The sequence below is a fragment of the Carboxylicivirga sp. genome (genome assembly GCF_982718395.1).
This window is the reverse complement of the sequence record NZ_CEXQWX010000070.1, coordinates 1-19914: the sequence shown is the minus strand read 5'-3', so window position 1 is coordinate 19914 and position 19914 is coordinate 1. Positions and strand designations below refer to the sequence as shown.

Sequence of the window (19914 nt, the reverse complement as noted above, 5' to 3'; positions counted from 1 at the left end):
ACACATGTCAAACGAAAAACCTAATACACCTGGTAACGATAAAGACAAGTCAAAACTTCCGAAATTCAATTTTTATTGGATTTATGGGATGATTGCCATTGCTCTTTTACTGCTATTGCAACTTGACTTTGGACAGGGCGCGCATGAGGTGAACTACAGTACATTTGTAGATCGTATTATTACCAGTGGTGATGTTAAACAAATTGTGATTGTTCGTAACGAAGGTACTGCTGAAGTTACTATTGAAGAAGATAAGTTAGATGCCTTTAAGGATTTATTCAAAGAGACCCTTACAAGTTCAGGTCCTCCAACGGTTGGTCCTCACTTTCTGGTGAACATTGCCTCTATTGATAAGTTTGAAGAAGTTAGAGAAGCGGCAGAAAATGAGTTAGGAGAAAGCATTCCGGTAAAGTATGAAACCCGAAAGAATTACTTGGGTGACTTTATGTCCTTCATGTGGCCATTATTGTTATTAATAGCCATTTGGGTATTTATATTCCGTAGAATGGGCGCTCAAGGAGGAGCCGGTGGAGCTGGAAACATCTTTAATGTTGGTAAATCGAAAGCCAAGATATTTGACAAAGAGTCGGATATCAATGTTAACTTCAAGGATGTAGCTGGTTTAGTAGAAGCCAAAACAGAGTTGGAAGAAATTGTTGAATTCTTAAAGAAGCCGGAAAAATATACAGAGTTAGGTGGTAAAATTCCAAAAGGTGCTTTGCTCGTAGGACCTCCGGGAACTGGTAAGACCCTTTTAGCTAAGGCGGTTGCTGGTGAAGCTAACGTACCGTTCTTTAGTATGTCAGGTTCTGATTTTGTAGAGATGTTTGTTGGTGTTGGTGCCAGCCGGGTGCGCGACTTGTTTAAGAAAGCCAAAGAAAAATCACCTTGTATCGTGTTTATTGATGAGATTGACGCAATTGGTCGTGCCCGGGGTAAAAGCCCTAACATGGGAGCAAACGATGAGCGTGAAAACACACTTAACCAACTGTTAACTGAAATGGATGGTTTTGGTACAAACAGTGGTGTTATAATTCTGGCTGCGACTAATCGTGCTGATATTCTGGATCGTGCTTTAATGCGTGCCGGTCGTTTCGATCGCCAGATTCATGTTGAGTTGCCTGATTTAAAAGAGCGTAAGGCAATTTTTGAAGTTCACCTGCGTCCATTGCGATTACATGACGATGTTGAGAGTGACTTCCTGGCAAAACAAACACCCGGTTTCTCAGGAGCCGATATTGCCAATGTTTGTAATGAGGCTGCACTCATAGCTGCGCGTAACAATAAAAAGATTGTAGAGAAAGAAGACTTCTTAAGTGCAGTTGACAGAATTGTAGGAGGTTTAGAGAAGAAAAATAAGATTATATCGAAGGATGAGAAAAAGGCGATTGCTTATCACGAAGCAGGACATGCTACGATTAGTTGGCTACTTGAACATGCACATCCTTTAGTAAAAGTAACCATCGTACCTCGTGGAAAAGCCTTGGGAGCCGCATGGTACCTTCCTGAGGAACGTCAGTTAACAACAACTGAGCAGATTCTGGATGAAATGTGTTCAACACTTGGTGGCCGGGCGGCTGAGGAAATCATGTTTGGAAAAATTAGTACCGGAGCATTAAGTGATCTTGAAAAGGTGACGAAGCAAGCTTACGCAATGGTTTCTTATTATGGTATGAGTGATAAGGTTGGTAACATCAGTTACTTTGATTCTTCGGGTCAGACTGATTATTCATTTAGTAAACCATATAGCGAAAAGACAGCTGAGCTGATGGACGAAGAAGTTGGTCGTATCATTGAAGAACAGTATAAGCGAGCAAAGGAAATACTGGTTAATAACCATGAAAAACACTCTAAGCTTGCTGAGTTGTTGCTTGAGAGAGAAGTCATTTTTAGCGAAGATCTTGAGAAGATATTCGGTAAACGCAAAATATCTGAGCATGTCATCGAGGAAGATGACGAAGATGAGGATTTATCCAAAGATAAAGGACCGGAAGAAGCTACTTCTTCGGAAAGTAATGACTAATAATATAAAAAATACATCTGATAAAGCACGAGCCAACATTTTAAATCGGCTGAAGAGTGTTTGTGAAAATAAAAGCGGACTGATTCCAGAAAGGAGTCGGTCCGCTGACGTTTTTCCTCAACCAGAAAACCTGTTGACAACATTCATTGAGGAGTTTGAGAAAGTAAATGGACAAGTGTTCCGGTGTGAATCAGAGAATGCCCTGAGGCAACAATTTTTAAGCCTTGTTAGAAAAAACAGCTGGAACAATATTTTATGCCGCGATGAGCAGATAAAAGAGTTGCTTCCAGATGAGATTCACTTAATTGATGAATCTAAATTTGTTGAAATTGAGGTAGGTGTTACTTTTTGTGAATGCTTAATTGCTCGCTCCGGGTCAATTATGGTTAGTTCAGGACAACAATCAGGTCGTCTGTTAAATGTTTTCCCACCGGTACACATTGTCGTTGCTTATGAGAGGCAAATTGTATCATTTCTGGATGATGCAATTGACCTATTAAAAAAGAAATATGGTGATAATTTGCCTTCACAGGCTACTGTCATCACAGGTCCAAGTAGAACCGCAGATATTGAAAAAACTCTTGTGATGGGTGCACATGGTTCTAAAGAATTGATACTTTTCCTTCGCAAATAATGATAATTTTCATTTTTGGAAGGATATATTAACTTTGCACCTCTAAAGATAATCGATGAACAATTTCTTACAGCGTACTTTAACCGGTATCCTATTCGTAGGTGCCATTGCCGGTTCTATTTTTGTCCACCCAATCGCATTCTTTATGGTTTGTTTGTTAGTGGCTGTGATAGGTATTTTAGAGTTGGGTAGGTTGCTTGAAAAGAAATATGGTCGATTAAACATTTTTGCCTCTCTTTTACTTGGGCTCTCGTTTCAAATATTGGTATTCTTAGATACGCAGGGATATATTGCCAGAAGCTGGTATGTTATACTGATGCCAATGGTTTGGTTACCATTTGTACACGAGTTGTTTAAAGGTGGTGAAAATCCTTTTCAGCGTATTGCATTAAGTTTAATGGTACCGGTATATATATCATTACCATTATCTTTTTTATTCCTTACCGGTTGTATCAACGGAACGTTTCAGGCAGAGATACTTATCGGTTTTTTTATACTGGTTTGGTGTAACGATAGTGGTGCATACCTTGTTGGAGTTAGTTTGGGTAAACATAAATTATTTGAGCGTATTTCGCCAAAGAAGACCTGGGAAGGTTTTATTGGAGGTTTGGTGTTCACTATTATTGCAGCTTATGTGATTTATCAAATAACCGGGACATCCAGTCAGATGGTTTGGATTATTGCAGCTATTACAGTAACAGTGTTTGGTACTATAGGTGATTTGGTTGAATCCATGCTGAAGCGCAATGTGGGAATTAAAGATTCTGGTTCTATACTGCCAGGACATGGTGGTGTATTAGATCGCTTTGATGCAGTATTATTTGCGGCACCGATGGTGTTTGCGCTATTTGTTTTATTAGGATAACAGTTTTAGTTTAAGAAAAATGACAATTCATAAAGAAGGTTTCGGAACAATATTTACAGTGCTGGCATTTTTGCTGGTGCTTAACACCGGAATTTATTTTCTGGCAGGAGTTGAAGTCACTCAATTCTCAACCCTCGCTTCTTTTATAATTTTCGCATTGGTTCTGAATTTCTTCAGAAATCCCAAACGAGAGGCAATCATTCAGGATGGGGCTATTATTGCACCCGCTGATGGTAAAGTAGTAGCTGTAGAAGAAGTTGAAGAGGATGAATACTTGAAAACAAAATGTCTGCAAGTTTCAATCTTTATGTCGGTTTTTAATGTACATATTAACTGGTTTCCTATTAAAGGTATTGTAAAATATTTCCGTCACCATAACGGACGTTTTATGGCGGCTTACTTACCAAAGTCATCCACTGAAAATGAACGAACAACTGTTGTTCTTGAAAATAAAAATGGAACACAGATATTAGTTAGGCAGGTTGCTGGTGCAATGGCGCGACGTATTGTGTGTTACGCTGAAGAGGAAACAACTGTCGATCAGGGACAGCAAATGGGATTTATTAAATTTGGTTCCAGAGTTGATTTGTATCTGCCATTGGATAGTCAAATTGATGTAAAGCTGGAGCAGAAAGTTGTTGGTCGGCAAACAATCCTCGGTTGGTTAAAATAATGTTTATGAAACTCATATTAAGAGCTATCCAAATGGGTAGCTCTTTTTTATAGTAGCTACTTAAAACTTCTGTACGATTAGTTTGTTATTATCAATCGTATGATCATTGTGGTGCATAGAATTGCTATAAAAGAATTTAAAGAGAGAAATAGGTAATTAAATACTTTTATATATTTTTATCACCTCAAAATAGAAAAATTAAGAGCAGAAGTCGTAACAAAATCATCTAATTATGAGTCAATCATTATCTGTGACCAGAAATTTATCTCAGCCAAAAGAGTCGACACTAAATGGAGTGTGGCTGTTTATATTTATTGAATTGCTTCTTTTTGCCGGATTGTTTTTACTGTATGCTGTTTACAGATATAAAAATGGTGTTGCATTTGATTTGGCTTCAAGTGAGTTGAGTATAACCTCTGGTTTACTAAATACCATTATTATACTGGGAGGTAGTTTAGGAATGGCTTATTCTTTAATTGCTATCAAAAAAGGAAATAAGATGGCCGCATTGTTTTGGCTACTTAACACCCTTTTTATAGGATTTATGTTTTTGGTAAATCGCTATTTTGAATGGAAAGGACGAATTGATTTTGGATTATTTCCAGGGAGTGAGGATTTAGCCCGATTGGGACATGGTGATACATTGTTCTTTGGTTTATACTTTTTCATGACAGGCTTACATGCAATTCATCTTTTGGCAGGTTTTGCAGTGTTAATTTATGCAACGACAAAAGTTAATGATAATACAGTTAATGCCAATAATTATTCATTAATTGAGAAAACCGGAACTTACTGGCATTTGGCAACACTCATCTGGGTATTGATCTTCCCATTGTTTTACTTGTTATAATTCTTAATCTTATCGGTATGGAAAATCAGAATAATACTTTATCAGCAACATCATATACCCTTATATTTTTAGGTCTGGTTGTTTTGACATTAATATCAGCTGGACTGAGTACCCTGAATCTGGGTTATTTAAGTACGCTTATTGCTATTGGTTTGGCAATTGTCAGTGCATTAGTTGTATTATCTAAGTTTATGAATATTAAGCTGGATAGTGGTTTTTCGCGACTTCTGATAGCAGGTATAATGGCACTTGCTTTGCTAATATTTTTTGTAGCTTTTGTGGGTTAAGAAATGATAAATAAATAACAACAAAGGCGATGTTCATATGAGCATCGCCTTTGTTGTTTTAGAGGTCTATATTTTAATGTTCATCTTCAATATGAACAGGTTTTGATTTATCGGGCAAGATTAAGTTTAAGATCACACCAACTAATGAAGCCAGACCAATACCTGCTAATGAGAAATTGCCAAATTCAATAACAGCTCCACCAATTCCAACAGTTAATATAATTGAAACAATTACCTGGTTGCGGGTTTTGGTTAAGTCTGCTTTAGAGTCAACAAGTGTGCGAATACCAACGCTGGCAATCATACCAAAAAGAAGTAGCATGATACCACCTAATACAGCTTGTGGAATTGACTTTAAGAAACCACTGATTTTGCCAATCAATGAAAATGCGATGGCAGTAATAGCAGAGATACGCAATATCTTTGGATCAGTAATTTTAGTTAAAGAAATGGCACCGGTTACCTCAGAGTAAGTTGTGTTCGGAACACTACCGATTATGGCGGCAAATGAAGTTGCAATACCATCTCCCAGCATAGTACGGTGTAATCCCGGATCTTTTACATAGTTTTTGTCGGCAACTGCACCAATCGCATACATATCGCCAACATGTTCGATAAGTGGAGCAATAGCTACAGGTATCATATAAATGATAGCGTTCCAGCTCCATTCAGGCATTACAAATGGAGGTAAACTAAACCAGGCTGCATCTTTTATCGGAGTAAAATCTACTTTCCCAAGAAACAACGACAAAACATACCCTGATACAATTCCAACAAAAATAGGGATCAGCTTAATTAATCCCTTTGTATAAATAACAACAATAACTGCTGTTAGCAGGGATACAATCGCAATTAGCCAATCTGTTTTAGCCATATCAACACCAACAGAGGCTAATGAAAGACCAATAACCATAATAACCGGACCAACAACTACTGAAGGAAACAGTCGTTCAATAAAGCCTAAACCACGTGCTTTAATTAATGCTGAAACGCCTATATAAACAATACCAACAGCAATAAGACCAGAAAGTGTTCCCGGTAAACCAAATTGTTTGGTAGCCTCTACAATCGGAGCGATAAAGGCAAAGCTACTTCCTAAAAATACAGGCACTTTTCCTTTGGTGATTAAATGGAATAAAAGAGTTCCAATACCAGCCGAAAATAGGGCAATCGAAGGATCAATGCCAACTAATAATGGAACAAGTACTGTGGCACCGAAAGCCACAAAGAGAAATTGAATACCAATAATGACCTGTTTACTTAGGTGCATCTGGGGTTTAGATTGCTTCATAATGACGGTAACGTTACATGTTAAACTGCGCAAAATTAAGAATATCAATCAAATTGTTCTAATTGAAGGGTTTATTTAGGGAGTTTCTCAATAAGATTATATGGTGTTCAATTGTTATGTTTGGGGGTGACAATTAAAAATACTAGGTTTGTTAGGATTGATTAAAAAGTTATGCGGAAATCATTAACAAACCCTAATGCCGGCTTTGGTGCAATGGCTGTATTTATGACAGCAATTTCCACCATTCTTGGTGCAATATTATTCCTTCGTTTTGGATATGCTTTAGCCAATGTTGGACTGGGCGGACTCATTGCCATAATTATTATTGGACATGTTGTTACAGTACCCACAGCTTTAGCAGTAGCCGAGATTGCAACCAATCAACGTGTGCAAGGAGGTGGAGCTTATTATATTATTTCCCGGTCCTTTGGTTTAAATATTGGAGGGGCAATTGGCCTGGCTTTATACCTGTCTCAGGCTGTTAGTGTAGCCTTTTATATTATTGCTTTTGGTGAAGCTTTTGATCCTCTGATTCCACTTCTTCCTTTCGATATGGATGCGAATCTATTTAAGAAGATAGTCACATTGGTACTGATGTCGATCTTATCTGTGATCGTAATTTTACGTGGGGCAAATATTGGTATGAAAGCATTATATGGCGTAGTGGCATTGTTATTTCTGTCGATCTTCTTTTTTCTGGCAGGTAACCCCATTGAGGAGGGAATTCAGTTATCATTTAATAATACTGTAAATGGTAGCGACGACTTCTTTGTGGTATTTACAATTATATTCCCTGCATTTACTGGTATAGCTGCTGGTCTTGGTCTTTCAGGTGATTTAAAGGATCCAAAGAAAGCCATTCCAAAAGGAACTTTACTGGCTACAATAGTTGGAATGATTATCTATATTATTGTTGCTTTTAAATTGGCATCCTCAGCCACACCTGAAGCCATGCAACAGGACCAACTTATCATGTCACAAGTGGCTGTTTGGGGACCAATTATACCAATTGGATTAGCAGCTGCCTGTTTGTCATCGGCAATTGGTTCTTTATTGGTGGCACCGCGGACTCTACAAGCCATAGGATTCGATTGCATTATGCCATTCGATAATTTTAATAACTGGATTGCCAAAGGAAGAGAAGTTGACAATGAACCGATTAATGGAAGCGTTATCACTATCATTATTGCTTTCTTTTTTATCATTATCGGTGATGTTGATTTTGTGGCTGAAATTATTTCGATGTTCTTTATGATTACCTATGGTTTTATTTGCCTCATATCGTTTTTAGAACATTTTGCAGCTGATCCCTCATATCGCCCAACCTTTAAGTACAATCACTGGTACTTCTCACTAATTGGAGCTTTGTTGTCATTTTGGTTAATGTTTCAAATGAAATGGGCCTATGCTGCTTTGGCCTCATTGATGATGGCAATCACATATTATTTCATCACTGTCTCAAATCCTGAAAGGCATGGTTTGGAAAAGCTGTTTAAAGGAGTTGTTTTCCAGCTAAGCAGGCAGATACAAATTTTTGTTCAACGTGCAAATAAAGATGAACAAGAGCGGCATTGGAGACCATTTGCAATCTGCGTTTCAGAAGATTCATTTAAGCGACAGGCGGCTTTTGACCTGTTGCGTTGGGTATGTTATAAACATGGATTCGGGACCTATATTCATTTTATTAAAGGTTTCCTGAATAAAGACACACATATTGAATCTCAGGATGTATTAAAAAGATTAATCCATCAGTCAGAAGGCAGCAAAAGCCGTTTATATCTCGATACCATTATAAGTCCGTCATATACTTCAGCTATTGCGCAGGTAATTCAGTTATCAGGTATTAGCGGGAAGGGCAATAACCTGATTCTTTTCGAATTCTCACGCAATAATCCGGATTCATTGAAGCATGCTTTGGATAATTACCAGTTGTTTGAAGCTACGGGATTTGATGTGTGCGTTTTGAATTCATCTTATAAAGGCTTTGGTTACAAGCGTGAAATTCATGTTTGGATCAGTGCTCACGATTTCAGGAATGCCAACCTGATGATATTGCTGGCTTACATTATTTCCGGTCATCCCGAATGGCGAAATGCGGTGATAAAGATTTATGCCATCTTCCCCGAAAGTCAGGTGGAGAAGCAGCGGAAACGCTTACTGGAACTAATTCAGGAAGGACGTCTGCCAATTTCTCCGTCTAATGTTAAGTTCCTGCCAATGACTGGCACCCAAACCAGGCATGAGGTCATTATGGAGCAGAGTTCAGATGCAGATTTGGCAATTGTTGGCTTTAGACCTGAAGCAGTTCGTGAGAATCCTGACATCCTGATTGATTACGGCGACATGAGCAACGTTTTATTTGTTAATACCTCTCATAAAAAGGACATATAGAAAATGGGAAAAAAAGTTGCTGAAACTAATACTGATATTCTGACAAAAGTTGAAGATTGGGTTTCAAATCACCAGAAAAAAGTTATCTGTTTAATTATTGGTGTATTCACCCTTATGTCATTACTCCTGTTTAATCTCAGAGTAAGTGAGGGAGGTGATGATAGTACTTATATCATTAGGGCTTTGAATTTTATAAATGCAGGATCTTATCCATCTTTTCAAGGTCCTTTGTATCCGATTTTTCTATCCTTGTTTGTTGGTGTTTTTGGCATTAAACTGGGACTGCTTAAAATGACATCACTGCTCCTGATGGTTATTAGTTTATGGGTTTTTTACCGTGTGTATCGTGAGAGAATTAGTTTTACCTTACTCTTTAGCACATTGCTGATCACTAGTCTGAGTAGTCAATACATTTACTTTAGTAGTCAAACTTATAGCGAAGCACTCTTTATACTAATTCAGTTACCTGTTTTTGCGATAGTATACAGTCTGATTGAGGATAATTCTGGCCATATTAAGTGGCAACAATTATTCTTGCTAAGCTTAGCAATTGTCTCAGCCTATCTGACGCGTACAGTTGGTATTGGCGCATTAGTTGCTGTTTTTCTTTTTCTGACTATTCAGAAACGTTATAAAGAGACTGCAATTATTTTAGGTGGTTTTATTGCCCTAATGTTGATTTTTCTTGTTGCTAAAAGTATTATTTGGGACAATGGTTTTTTCGATAGCGGTCAAGCTAACACATTGATTTATAAACACCCCTACCAGCTTGATAAAGGAAAAGAAACGTTTTCAGGTTTTGTAAGCCGGTTTGTGGATAATTCTAATCTATACTTGTCCAAACACTTTTTACAGATGGTTGGGTTAAAATCATTAAAACTTAAATCGATTAATGGTTGGTTAACCATTTTGTTATATGCCTTGTTCTTTTGGGGAACTTACAAAGCTTTCAAGAAGAATAAATACATACTGTTTACGGCCATCTATACAGCTATAATGCTCGGAATGACCTTTATTGTACTTCAAAAAATATGGGATCAATATAGACTAATAGTTCCATTTTTTAGTAGTATGATTCTGGTTTTACTATTTGGCATATTTGAACTTGCTAAAGAAAAGAAAGGTAAGTGGATACCTCGTTCAGCCTTATTTCTTGTTGTGATTTGCACAGGCAGTGTTCTTATACAGTCATTCTCAAAAGTTGACCTGATTACTTTAGGAAAAAACCTGAAAGGTGATTTGTATGAAGGTTATACTGATGATTGGCGACATTACCTGTCGATGACCGAATATGCGGGCAAGGAATTACCGGCAGATGCTTATGTTGCTGTTCGCAAACCCAATATGGCAAGGATTTATGCCAACGGGAAAAAGTTCTATGGCATCTATCGTTATGATTCGGATAATCCCGATGCCTTACTAAAGCGGTTGAAGGATAAAAAAGTAACACATGTTATCATGGCTAGTCTTAGAAAAAATCCGGCCGTTAATAACGGTCAAACCATTAATACAATTCATCGATATTTATATATCATATCAAAAAAATATCCCGAAATATTTAAGTTAGAGCACCAGATTGGAAAAGTTGAGCCGGCTTATTTGTTCCGGGTGGATTATAATGCAGCTAAATAAGCTGAGTATAGAAATGGAAAAATTGAAGATGAAAGCTAACGAAGAACGACGTCAATATTTTGTATCACGATCAGGTAATTGGGTAAAGTATCGTAAAAAAAGAAGTTACTATTGGGATTCAATCACACGTTATTGCAACTATTATATCCATGAAGAAAGTTCCGTGCTGGAGATTGGATGTGGATCAGGAGAACTGCTGGCAGCTGTTAATGGTCGACATAAAGTGGGAATAGACTTTTGTGAACCAATTCTTAATCAGGCCAAAGAACAGTTTCCTGATATGGACTTTCGTTTGATGGAGGCTGAGAATATTGAGCTGGATGAAAAGTTTGATGTAATAATACTATCCAACCTTTTAGGTGTGATTGATGATATTGAGCTGGTCTTTAATGAGCTTAGAAAGGTATGTCATGAGCAAACGCGTATTATCGTAACCTATTACAATCGCTTTTGGGAACCAATTATTCGATTGGCAGAATGGTTACGAATTAAAAAACGTACGCCTGAGCAAAACTGGCTATCTACGGGTGATATTGCCAACCTCTTATATTTGGCTGGTTTTGATACATATAAGAAGAACAGGAGTATGTTGATGCCTTATCGGATTCCGATACTTTCCTGGATATTAAACCGTTTTGTGTCTCGTCTGCCATTTTTTCAGTTGTTCGGTCTTAACCAGTTTGTATTTGCACGCCCCTATCCGCGACGCCTTAGTCAGGAAGAAGTGGATAGTCGATATTCGGTATCAGTAGTGGTTCCTGCCCGAAATGAAAGTGGTAATATTGAAGCGGCCATTCAGCGAACACCGCAAATGGGACAATTTACCGAACTGATTTTTGTAGAGGGCAATTCGACCGATGATACTTGGGAGACCATTCAGAAAATGGCCGAAAAGTATAAAGAGACACACCGGATAAAGATATTGCAGCAGGATGGAAAAGGGAAGGGTGACGCAGTGCGAAAAGGTTATGCAGCTGCTGAAGGTGATATTCTAATGATTTTGGATGCTGACCTGACAGTACCGCCAGAAGATTTACCAAAGTTTTATAACGCTATTACTCGTGGTAAAGGTGAGTTTATTAACGGGGTAAGGCTTGTTTATCCAATGGAGAAGAATGCTATGCGTACTTTAAATACAATAGGAAATCATTTCTTCTCGCGCTTATTTAGCTGGATTTTGGAACGACCTATTAAAGATACTCTTTGTGGCACAAAGGTGATGTTTAAAACTGATTACATGAAACTGGCGAAGAATCGAGCATTCTTTGGAGAGTTCGATCCTTTTGGTGATTTCGACCTGCTGTTTGGAGCATATAAACTAAACCTGAAAATTGTTGATTTACCGATACGTTATCGTGAGAGAAAGTACGGTGATACTAATATATCGCGCTTTAGCCATGGATTTATTTTATTGCGTATGTCGGCTTTTGCCGCAGGTAAAATTAAGTTCTGGTAGAGAAATACAGTTGGAAGTCTTGCGCGAGCGCTGATTTTTTTCAAATTTTACGTTCTTGTGCTAGCTGATTAATTTAAGCTTTTTTGCACAATTCAGGTTGATTAAAAATAAATAAGGTAGAGGGAATAACAATAATAGCAGAAAATGAAAACAGCGATTTTTCCGGGTTCATTTGACCCGTTCACAGTAGGCCATGAAGATGTAGTTCGCAGGGGGTTGAGCTTATTCGATAAAATAATCATAGCAGTTGGATACAATTCCAATAAAAATGATTTTTTCCCTTTAGAAGACAGGATGGCATGGATCAGAGATGTGTTTGTGGATGATAAAAGAGTTAGCGTTGAAAAATATGAAGGCTTAACGGTTGATTTTGCCAAAGAAATTGGGTGTACACATATATTGCGCGGTATCAGAACGGCTGCCGACTTTGAATACGAAAGAGCCATTGCCCAGGTTAACAAAGCCATGAGTGGTATCGACTCCGTATTTTTATTGACAACTCCTGAACATACTCCAGTGAATAGTTCAATTGTACGCGATATCGTGAAACACGGTGGTGATGCAGGTCAGTTCTTGCCAGATGCTATAAAAATCAATATTCAAAAATACTTGTAAATGCGCTGGCTTACTCTTGTACTACTTTATGTGAATGTCAGCTGGTTAACAGCACAGGAACCGCAAATGGTAATTGTGAAAGGGCATGCTCCTGAGTATGCCGGATATCACTTGGTGGTGCAAAAAGTAATCAATCCCATCTCAATGGAAATGGCTGATCTGATGGTGATCAGTGTGCAGAAGGACGGTCATTTTGAGCAAAGTGTAGAGATTAGCTCCGTTGTTTATGCCAAGATTGATATGGGTAGATACAGGGCTGGTATCTATTTTGAACCTGGGAAAAGTTATGAACTAGTACTTCCACCTTTTGAACCACGTAGCGATGCAGATCGTTTCAATCCCTATTTTATTCCTGAGGATATAGAGCTGGGAATTGCCAATGGCGAAGCTCAGAAATTGAACCGCTTAATTACTGATTTCGACATAGAACTGACTCATCAGTATAATACCCATGCGGTTAGTTTGTTTTCGAAAGGCGATGTGAGAACAGCCAATAACATTATTCAAAAGCTGGATGAGGAGTTTATTTCTGAATCAGTTTACTTCGAGAAATACAAACAATATGCTTATGGTGAATTGCTAAACTTAGCCTATAAGAGAAACAAGCGAAAAGCAATGTATTTAGCTATGAAGGGAGAACCTGTTCACATGTTCATGCCATCTTTTCAAAAGATATTTAATACATTGTTTAAAAGTTTCTTTACAAGCTATTTTTCATCGCCTAAGGGTAATGATTTACGGGATGCTTACGCCAAGGATGCCTCATTTGATAGCTTGTCAATGGTTTTGCAGAAGGATACTTTATTTGCTAATGCAGAACTCGCTGAGTTAGTACTGCTGAAAGGTTGTTACGACGCCTTCTATTCAGGACGATACAATCAGGATCGGATTATAAAATTATTTGAGGAAGCCAAAAATACTGGAACAACACTTCGTATTAAAGATATTGCAAACGGCTTGCATAAAAAAGTGACCTGGCTTCGCATTGGAACAGAAGCACCACAGTTTACACTATATCGACTCGATGGTAAAGAGCGCTCATTAGACGATTATGAAGGTAAGTTTGTGTATCTGAATTTTATGCATACCAGCAATCATACTTGTAAGCAGGATTTACAGTTGCTCAATGTGCTGTCGAAACAACTACGCCGTGAGATAACCATCGTAACCGTGATAATGGATGAACACCCTTCAGCCGCAAAAAAACTAGTGAAAGACAATAAGTACAAATGGGACTTTCTCCATTTTGCGGCTATGCCCAAAGTGGCTTTGGACTATCGGATTAAAGCTTTACCAACTTATTTTGTAATAGACCCTTCTCAAAATCTGTTGATATCGCCTTCTCCATCACCAAGTGAAAGCTTTACACCTATCTTTATCGAAGCCCAGCGACGTTATAACTATGAGCAGTTGCGCAGAGAACAGCCAAAGCAAAAGAGTATCTATGATTTTTAAAATATTATGGTTGTGCTTAGAAGTAATTAAGAATTGCAGCTCAACCTAATTAATCCAAATGAAAGCTTCTTTTTGCTATATTTGTTAGATTGCATAACCATTAAACAAACGACTATAAAATGAGTGAACATTTCTTAAAAGTAAAAGAATATCTTCTTAATCTTGAATATCAAATTATTTCAGAAGATGTGAACGAAGAGATACTGGTAATTAACCAGGAAGAAGATGGTATTTCAAATTTAGTAATTGACTGCGAAGATTCAATAATCATTATTGAAGGATTATTAATTGAATTGGAGAAAGGATCGGAAGAAATCTACAAGTCTCTATTAATCAAGAATCGTGAAATAGTGCACGGTGCATTCGTGCTTGATGAGTCAGGTCGTAAACTGATTTTCAGAGATACACTTCAGTTGGAAACACTTGACCAAAATGAGTTGGAAGCAAGTATTAATTCACTCAAACTACTACTTTCAGAATATTCTGAAGAATTAATTAATTTCTCAAAAGCTTAAAAACACCATGGGTATATTTAACAGACTTTTTAGAGTTGGTAAAGCAGAGGCACATGCCGTTGTAGATAAATTGGAAGACCCAATCAAAATGACTGAACAGGGTATTCGCGATTTAAAAAAGGATTTGGATAAAAGTCTTCAGGCACTAGCAGAAGTGAAAGCTTTGGCTATAAGGAGTAAGAAAGATCTGAGCGATAATATGTCAAAAGCGGCCAATTATGAACAAAAAGCTATTTTGCTATTAGGTAAGGCTGAAAAAGGTGAGATAGAGCCGGCCGAAGCTGACCGCTTGGCAACCGAAGCTTTAACCCGTAAGGAAGAAGCACTTCAGGCTGCTGGCAGAGCACAGGAAGAAGTAACACGTTTTGACAACAATATTGCTACTTTAGATAAAAACGTAAAGAAATTAAAAAGCTCAATTTCGAGTTACGAGAACGAGCTGCGTACACTCAAAGCACGTGCTCGTGTCAGTAGTGCAACACAAAAGATCAATAAGCAGCTAAGCGGCATTGATAGTTCAGGTACCGTTTCGATGCTTGAAAAGATGAAAGAAAAGGTGGCCCAGCAAGAGGCAATGGCTGAAGCTTATGGAGAAATAAGTATGGAAAACAAAAGCATTGATGATGAGATTGATGATGTTCTTTCCGATAATCAGGTAGCTGCTTCCAACTCTTTAGAAGAATTAAAAGCTAAGTTGAAGAAGAATTAAGATGGGGTTATTCGATTTTTTTAAGAAGAAAGAGTCACATTACGATAGTACCAACATCCGGGTTCAGGACCTGGATGTTGGTTTTGTATTTGAATATGACTTGTCAACCTGGATTGTGGAGGCCATCTTTGAATACGATTGGGGTGACAATTACTTTACCAGAGAGTTTAAAGTAAGTAATGGTAACGAAACTTGTTTTTTGGGGCTGGAAGAAGATGATGGTGTTCAGCTTTCGCTCATGAAAAAGAAAAAGATACGAGCCATTGCATCGGATCTTCCCGAGACCTTAATGAACAATCAAAAGCCACCAAAGAAAATTAGTTTTGATGGTGTTGATTATTACCTTGAAAAAGAATCAGCCGGCTATTTTCATGACATTACCAAAGGAGATAATTGGGAGGAATTCCGTTCTTGGGATTTTGAAGATGAAGAAGGCAAACATCTGTTATGTATTGAACAATGGGATGAGAAAGAGTTTGAAGCATCCATTGGTATCAGTGTAAAAGAATTTGAGATTTCGAATATACTGCCTGCTGAAGATAAATAAGTCATTCGGATCGTGATATTACTTTCAATAAAAAATTAACTATAACCAGATAACTATGAGTAACGGCATTGCAAAAATTATTATCATTTTTATTATTGGTTTTTTTGTTCTGAAAACCTGTAATAATCGTTCTAACAGAAGAACGAGTAGCAGTACAACAACATTAAGCTCCTGGGAAAAATCACCTGTTGATAACCTGATTAAGAAGCTAAATAGTGAGCAAAACTTTTCCATTATACTTTTGGATATGGATGCTCGTGATGGTAAGTATTATCATCAGTATAATGTTTTAATCGAACGACCAGATACAATTTTAACAGAAGAAACAGGTTGGGAAAATGTCTCTGACGCCTTTTTTGCGACTAATGTGAATAACATGGGGATGGAGATTGTATCTAAAAAGGATGGAAAAGTATCAAAACAAGCCAGTCCGGCCGGATATAACCATTACATTGGTAATGAAAAGTATGGTCAATGGAGAGAAAGAAATGGCACATCTTTTTGGGAGTTTTACGGACAATATGCTTTTATGTCGTCTATGTTTAACCTGATGGCTTATCCTGCCCGACGTTCTTACTATGATGACTATTATAGAGGTGGCTATTATGGATCACGTCCTTATTACGGACCATCAGGACGAGATATCTATGGCACTAAATCCTATACAGCATCAGGAAGCGGGAAAAGCAGTAACTGGGGTTCTAAGCCATCTTCGTTTAAGCAAAATGTCAGAAGCCAGGTTGCACGATCAAGCAGCTCCAGCACTTCCCGTTCTTATTCTTCAGGCTCCAGATATAGTAACCGGAACAGCAGAAGTTCGTCGAGATACAGTAGTAGTTCATCACGAAGCCGCAGTGGAGGATATGGCAAATAATAACATTAGCAAAAGTATTTAACATGACATTTTCAGATATATCGACAATTTTATACGATGCCATCGTTTATATTGCTGTGGGTTTCGTAATTTTTTATTTAGGAAAGCTGGCTTACCAGTTGGTTCATCGCGATTTTAATGTAAAAGAAGAATTGGTTGAGAAAGACAACCTTGCTTTTTCATTTGCCCATGTTGGCTATTTTATTGGCTTATTGGCTGCCATCGGTAGTGCCATTGTTGGTCCAACGAGAGGTCTGTTGTTAGACATACAGGACATTGCCGTTTATGGTATATTGGCCATTATACTTCTTAACCTTTCCATCTGGTTAAATGATAAAGTGATATTACGTCATTTTAGTGTTAAAAAGGAAATTATAGAAGACAGAAATGCCGGTACAGGTGTGATTGAGGGAGCTGTTTCAATAGCTTCGGGTTTAATCATTTTTGGAGCTGTAACCGGAGAAAGTGGCAATCTTGTGCAAGGAGTAAGTTCGGCTGTTATATTCTGGCTGGCCGGACAAGTTGCTTTATTTATAGCGGCAGCTGTTTATCAGTTCATCACTCCCTATGATGTGCATGAGCATATTGAAAAAGACAATGTGGCTGTTGGTGTTGGTTTTGCCGGGGCATTAATTGCTATTGCCAACCTCATCAGACATGCATTAATGGGCGATTTAGATTCATGGGGCTATACTTTTATGGAGGCCGGATTTGAATTGGCACTTGGTATAATTTTACTGCCAGTGATGCGTTTTCTTACCGATAAAATCCTGTTGCCGGGTCAGCGTCTGACCGACGAAATTATTAACCAGGAGCATCCAAACATTGGGGCAGCAATTATTGAAGCATTCGCATATGTGGGTGGCTCGGTATTGATTACCTGGTGTTTGTAAAAACTTCTTAAGGGATATCGCATGGATTCGGTATCCTTTTATTTTTAAATCTGTCGGATCGATTATTGCATGATTAAGATCAAGAACAAATATTCGGCCATTCTTAAGGCAGCCATTTTTGCCACCGGTTTTAGCGGTATAGTTGCCGAGTATCTTCTTTCGACATTAGCAACCTATTTTCTTGGTGATTCCATTTTTCAATGGGCTATGATTGTAAGCACCATGTTGTTTACAATGGGAGTCGGTAGTCGTATTAGTAAATTATTTCAAACCAAACTAATCGAGAAGTTCCTGATTTTGGAATTCTCACTTTCACTATTGGTTTCATTTTCACCATTAATTGTGTATACGGCATCGGCATACACCGCTTCTGTGGGTATTCTTATTTATGGCTTTTGTATGCTCATCGGTACCTTTATTGGTATGGAGATACCACTCGTTATGCGTATTAATGATGAGTATGAGGAACTAAGGGTGAATATCTCCAATGTATTGGAAAATGATTACTACGGCAGTTTGCTGGGAGGAGTCTTTTTTGCTTTCGTCGGATTACCAATAATGGGATTGACTTATACGCCGTTTTTATTAGGCATTGTTAATTTTTCTGTTGCTGTTGGAGTATATTTGTTTCTAAGGAAGCGCATACAGTCGAGGTTTCAAATGTGGCTGAAAGCTGCCGTTATATTGATACTGATTACGATTCCCGCTGGTGCCTATTTTGCGAATCCAATAATTCAGTTTGGCGAACAACAAAAATACAAAGACAAGGTTATTTATTCTGAGCAATCAAAGTACCAGCGTATCGTCATTACTCAATGGAAAGATCATTACTGGCTTTACCTTAACGGAAATCAGCAGTTGTGTACCATGGATGAAGTGATGTATCATGAACCACTAGTGCATCCGGCTATGACCTTGCATTCTAATCCTGAAAATGTGCTGATACTTGGTGGAGGAGACGGATGTGCAGCCCGCGAAATATTGAAATACAAGAGTGTGAAAAGCATCAAGCTGGTGGATCTTGATCCGGCCATGACTAACCTTGGACTGGAACATTCGGTACTATTAGATTTAAATAAGCAGTCAATGCATCATCCGAAGGTGGAGGTAATCAATGCTGATGGTTATAATTTTCTCGATCAATCAAAAGACTTTTTTGACGTGATTATAATTGATCTGCCCGATCCGCGTACAGTGGAATTGGGACGCCTTTATTCTGCCGAATTTTATCGAACCTGCCATAAGCATCTCCGGCAGGAAGGCGTATTGGTTACGCAAGCCGGTAGCCCGTATTTTGCCACCAAAGCCTTTAAATGTATTGTTGGAACAATGCGCGAAGCAGGTTTTGAAACGCAAGCAATGCATAACCAGGTGATTACACTTGGCGAATGGGGTTGGTCTTTGGGAGTTAAAACCGAACGAAGCATCGACCTTAAAAGTACACTACAGCGACTGGAATATGCTAATACAGAAACGCAGTGGATTAATAATGAAGCAATGCAGCTATTGACTTCATTCGGAAAAGATATCTATCCGGGATTCAACGATTCAGTGAAGGTTAACCGCATACATGATCCTGTACTTTATAAATATTATTTAAAAGGGAATTGGGATTTGTATTAATTGAAAGAGATGGAAATAGACCCTAAACAATTGGCACCAAAGATTTTTAGCTTAAAAGGTTGGATTAAACTGATTGATCCGGATACTTTAAAGGTATTGTTTGATGGAGCGTTGCAAGATGCTGAATTTCTGGTGCTCAACTATAACGAGCATCATTTTCCGCTCAATGGCTTTACGGCATTTTGGCTATTGGCAGAATCACATTTAGCTTTGCATAGCTTCGCCGAAAGTGGTTGGTGTTACATCGAGCTGAGCAGTTGTAATCCTGAAAAAACAGAAGTTTTTCAGAGTTATTGTAATCAGCTTGAACAAGAAGTGAAGTGGGAGAAACAAATTGAAGAGTATAGTCGCTAAACCAGATCGAATATGAAGAAGAAATCGGGTTTGATCATCGGAGGTATTTTATACCTGGTATTAATCTACATTATTTCTTATGTTGAAAAGAGCAGTGCCGAAGCAAATATTAAGTCACTTACTGATGCTTTTTGGTACGCAATTGTGACCCTTACAACAGTTGGTTATGGCGATTTTTACTCGGTTACAATCGTTGGTAAGGTAATAGGCGTTTTTATTATTTTAGG

General features: G+C 38.1%; 20 protein-coding genes. 19 read left to right on the top strand and 1 reads right to left on the bottom strand.

From position 1 onward, the window contains the following. Positions 1–4 precede the first annotated feature (4 nt). The 6 genes from ftsH (at position 5) to AC4MRQ_RS13810 (ending at position 5332) form a co-directional block, all read left to right on the top strand. A complete protein-coding gene (gene ftsH, locus AC4MRQ_RS13835; protein WP_491198277.1) occupies positions 5–2023 on the top strand; it encodes an ATP-dependent zinc metalloprotease FtsH in 2019 nt (672 codons plus the stop codon). Further along, positions 2016–2657, top strand: coding sequence for a LutC/YkgG family protein (locus tag AC4MRQ_RS13830; RefSeq protein WP_491198276.1), 642 nt, complete (start codon positions 2016–2018; stop codon positions 2655–2657). Before ftsH ends, AC4MRQ_RS13830 begins: the two co-directional genes overlap by 8 nt. A gap of 55 nt (positions 2658–2712) precedes the next feature. Continuing rightward, positions 2713–3522: a phosphatidate cytidylyltransferase gene (locus AC4MRQ_RS13825; RefSeq protein ID WP_491198275.1), complete on the top strand. Its 810-nt coding sequence runs from the start codon at positions 2713–2715 to the stop codon at positions 3520–3522. A gap of 19 nt (positions 3523–3541) precedes the next feature. Continuing rightward, complete coding sequence (locus AC4MRQ_RS13820) at positions 3542–4195, top strand: phosphatidylserine decarboxylase family protein (protein WP_491198274.1); 654 nt, start codon at positions 3542–3544, stop codon at positions 4193–4195. A gap of 232 nt (positions 4196–4427) precedes the next feature. Beyond that, the gene (locus AC4MRQ_RS13815) at positions 4428–5045 is read left to right on the top strand and encodes a cytochrome c oxidase subunit 3 (RefSeq protein ID WP_491198273.1); all 618 of its coding nucleotides are present in this window, start codon (positions 4428–4430) and stop codon (positions 5043–5045) included. A gap of 17 nt (positions 5046–5062) precedes the next feature. Beyond that, complete coding sequence (locus tag AC4MRQ_RS13810) at positions 5063–5332, top strand: cytochrome C oxidase subunit IV family protein (RefSeq protein WP_491198272.1); 270 nt, start codon at positions 5063–5065, stop codon at positions 5330–5332. Between the two features lie 73 nt (positions 5333–5405). Here the strand turns inward: AC4MRQ_RS13810 and AC4MRQ_RS13805 are convergent, their stop codons facing one another. Next, entirely contained in the window at positions 5406–6623 is a 1218-nt protein-coding gene (locus AC4MRQ_RS13805) for a uracil-xanthine permease family protein (protein WP_491198271.1), read from the bottom strand. Positions 6624–6794: 171 nt separating this feature from the next. On the opposite strand from AC4MRQ_RS13805, the gene AC4MRQ_RS13800 reads away from it, so the two are divergent. The 13 genes from AC4MRQ_RS13800 to AC4MRQ_RS13740 all read left to right on the top strand — a co-directional run. Beyond that, a complete protein-coding gene (locus AC4MRQ_RS13800; protein WP_491198270.1) occupies positions 6795–9014 on the top strand; it encodes an amino acid permease in 2220 nt (739 codons plus the stop codon). Positions 9015–9017: 3 nt separating this feature from the next. Further along, positions 9018–10646 (top strand): ArnT family glycosyltransferase, encoded by a 1629-nt coding sequence (locus AC4MRQ_RS13795; RefSeq protein WP_491198269.1) that lies wholly within the window; start codon positions 9018–9020, stop codon positions 10644–10646. Positions 10647–10659: 13 nt separating this feature from the next. Next, positions 10660–12102 carry a glycosyltransferase gene (locus AC4MRQ_RS13790; RefSeq protein WP_491198268.1) on the top strand — a complete coding sequence of 481 codons (1443 nt, stop codon included), beginning with the start codon at positions 10660–10662 and terminating at the stop codon, positions 12100–12102. Positions 12103–12246: 144 nt separating this feature from the next. Further along, on the top strand, positions 12247–12717 hold the full coding sequence (gene coaD, locus AC4MRQ_RS13785) for a pantetheine-phosphate adenylyltransferase (protein WP_491198267.1): 471 nt from the start codon (positions 12247–12249) through the stop codon (positions 12715–12717). Next, a complete protein-coding gene (locus AC4MRQ_RS13780; RefSeq protein WP_491198266.1) occupies positions 12718–14172 on the top strand; it encodes a TlpA family protein disulfide reductase in 1455 nt (484 codons plus the stop codon). It begins immediately after the preceding gene. 119 nt (positions 14173–14291) lie between these two features. Next, complete coding sequence (locus tag AC4MRQ_RS13775; RefSeq protein ID WP_491198265.1) at positions 14292–14687, top strand: type III secretion system chaperone family protein; 396 nt, start codon at positions 14292–14294, stop codon at positions 14685–14687. Positions 14688–14694: 7 nt separating this feature from the next. Next, positions 14695–15396: a PspA/IM30 family protein gene (locus AC4MRQ_RS13770; protein WP_491198264.1), complete on the top strand. Its 702-nt coding sequence runs from the start codon at positions 14695–14697 to the stop codon at positions 15394–15396. 1 nt (position 15397) lies between these two features. Beyond that, entirely contained in the window at positions 15398–15943 is a 546-nt protein-coding gene (locus AC4MRQ_RS13765; RefSeq protein ID WP_491198263.1) for a DUF4178 domain-containing protein, read from the top strand. A gap of 55 nt (positions 15944–15998) precedes the next feature. Continuing rightward, a complete protein-coding gene (locus tag AC4MRQ_RS13760) occupies positions 15999–16817 on the top strand; it encodes a hypothetical protein (RefSeq protein ID WP_491198262.1) in 819 nt (272 codons plus the stop codon). A 23-nt stretch (positions 16818–16840) separates the two neighbouring features. Beyond that, entirely contained in the window at positions 16841–17710 is an 870-nt protein-coding gene (locus AC4MRQ_RS13755) for a DUF350 domain-containing protein (protein WP_491198261.1), read from the top strand. A gap of 69 nt (positions 17711–17779) precedes the next feature. Further along, positions 17780–19333, top strand: a complete 1554-nt coding sequence (locus AC4MRQ_RS13750) for a polyamine aminopropyltransferase (RefSeq protein WP_491198260.1) — start codon at positions 17780–17782, stop codon at positions 19331–19333. 9 nt (positions 19334–19342) lie between these two features. Continuing rightward, positions 19343–19687 carry an S-adenosylmethionine decarboxylase gene (locus AC4MRQ_RS13745; RefSeq protein WP_491198259.1) on the top strand — a complete coding sequence of 115 codons (345 nt, stop codon included), beginning with the start codon at positions 19343–19345 and terminating at the stop codon, positions 19685–19687. 12 nt (positions 19688–19699) lie between these two features. Further along, positions 19700–19914 (top strand): potassium channel family protein (locus tag AC4MRQ_RS13740; protein ID WP_491198258.1); only part of this gene is annotated, 215 nt, incomplete at its 3' end.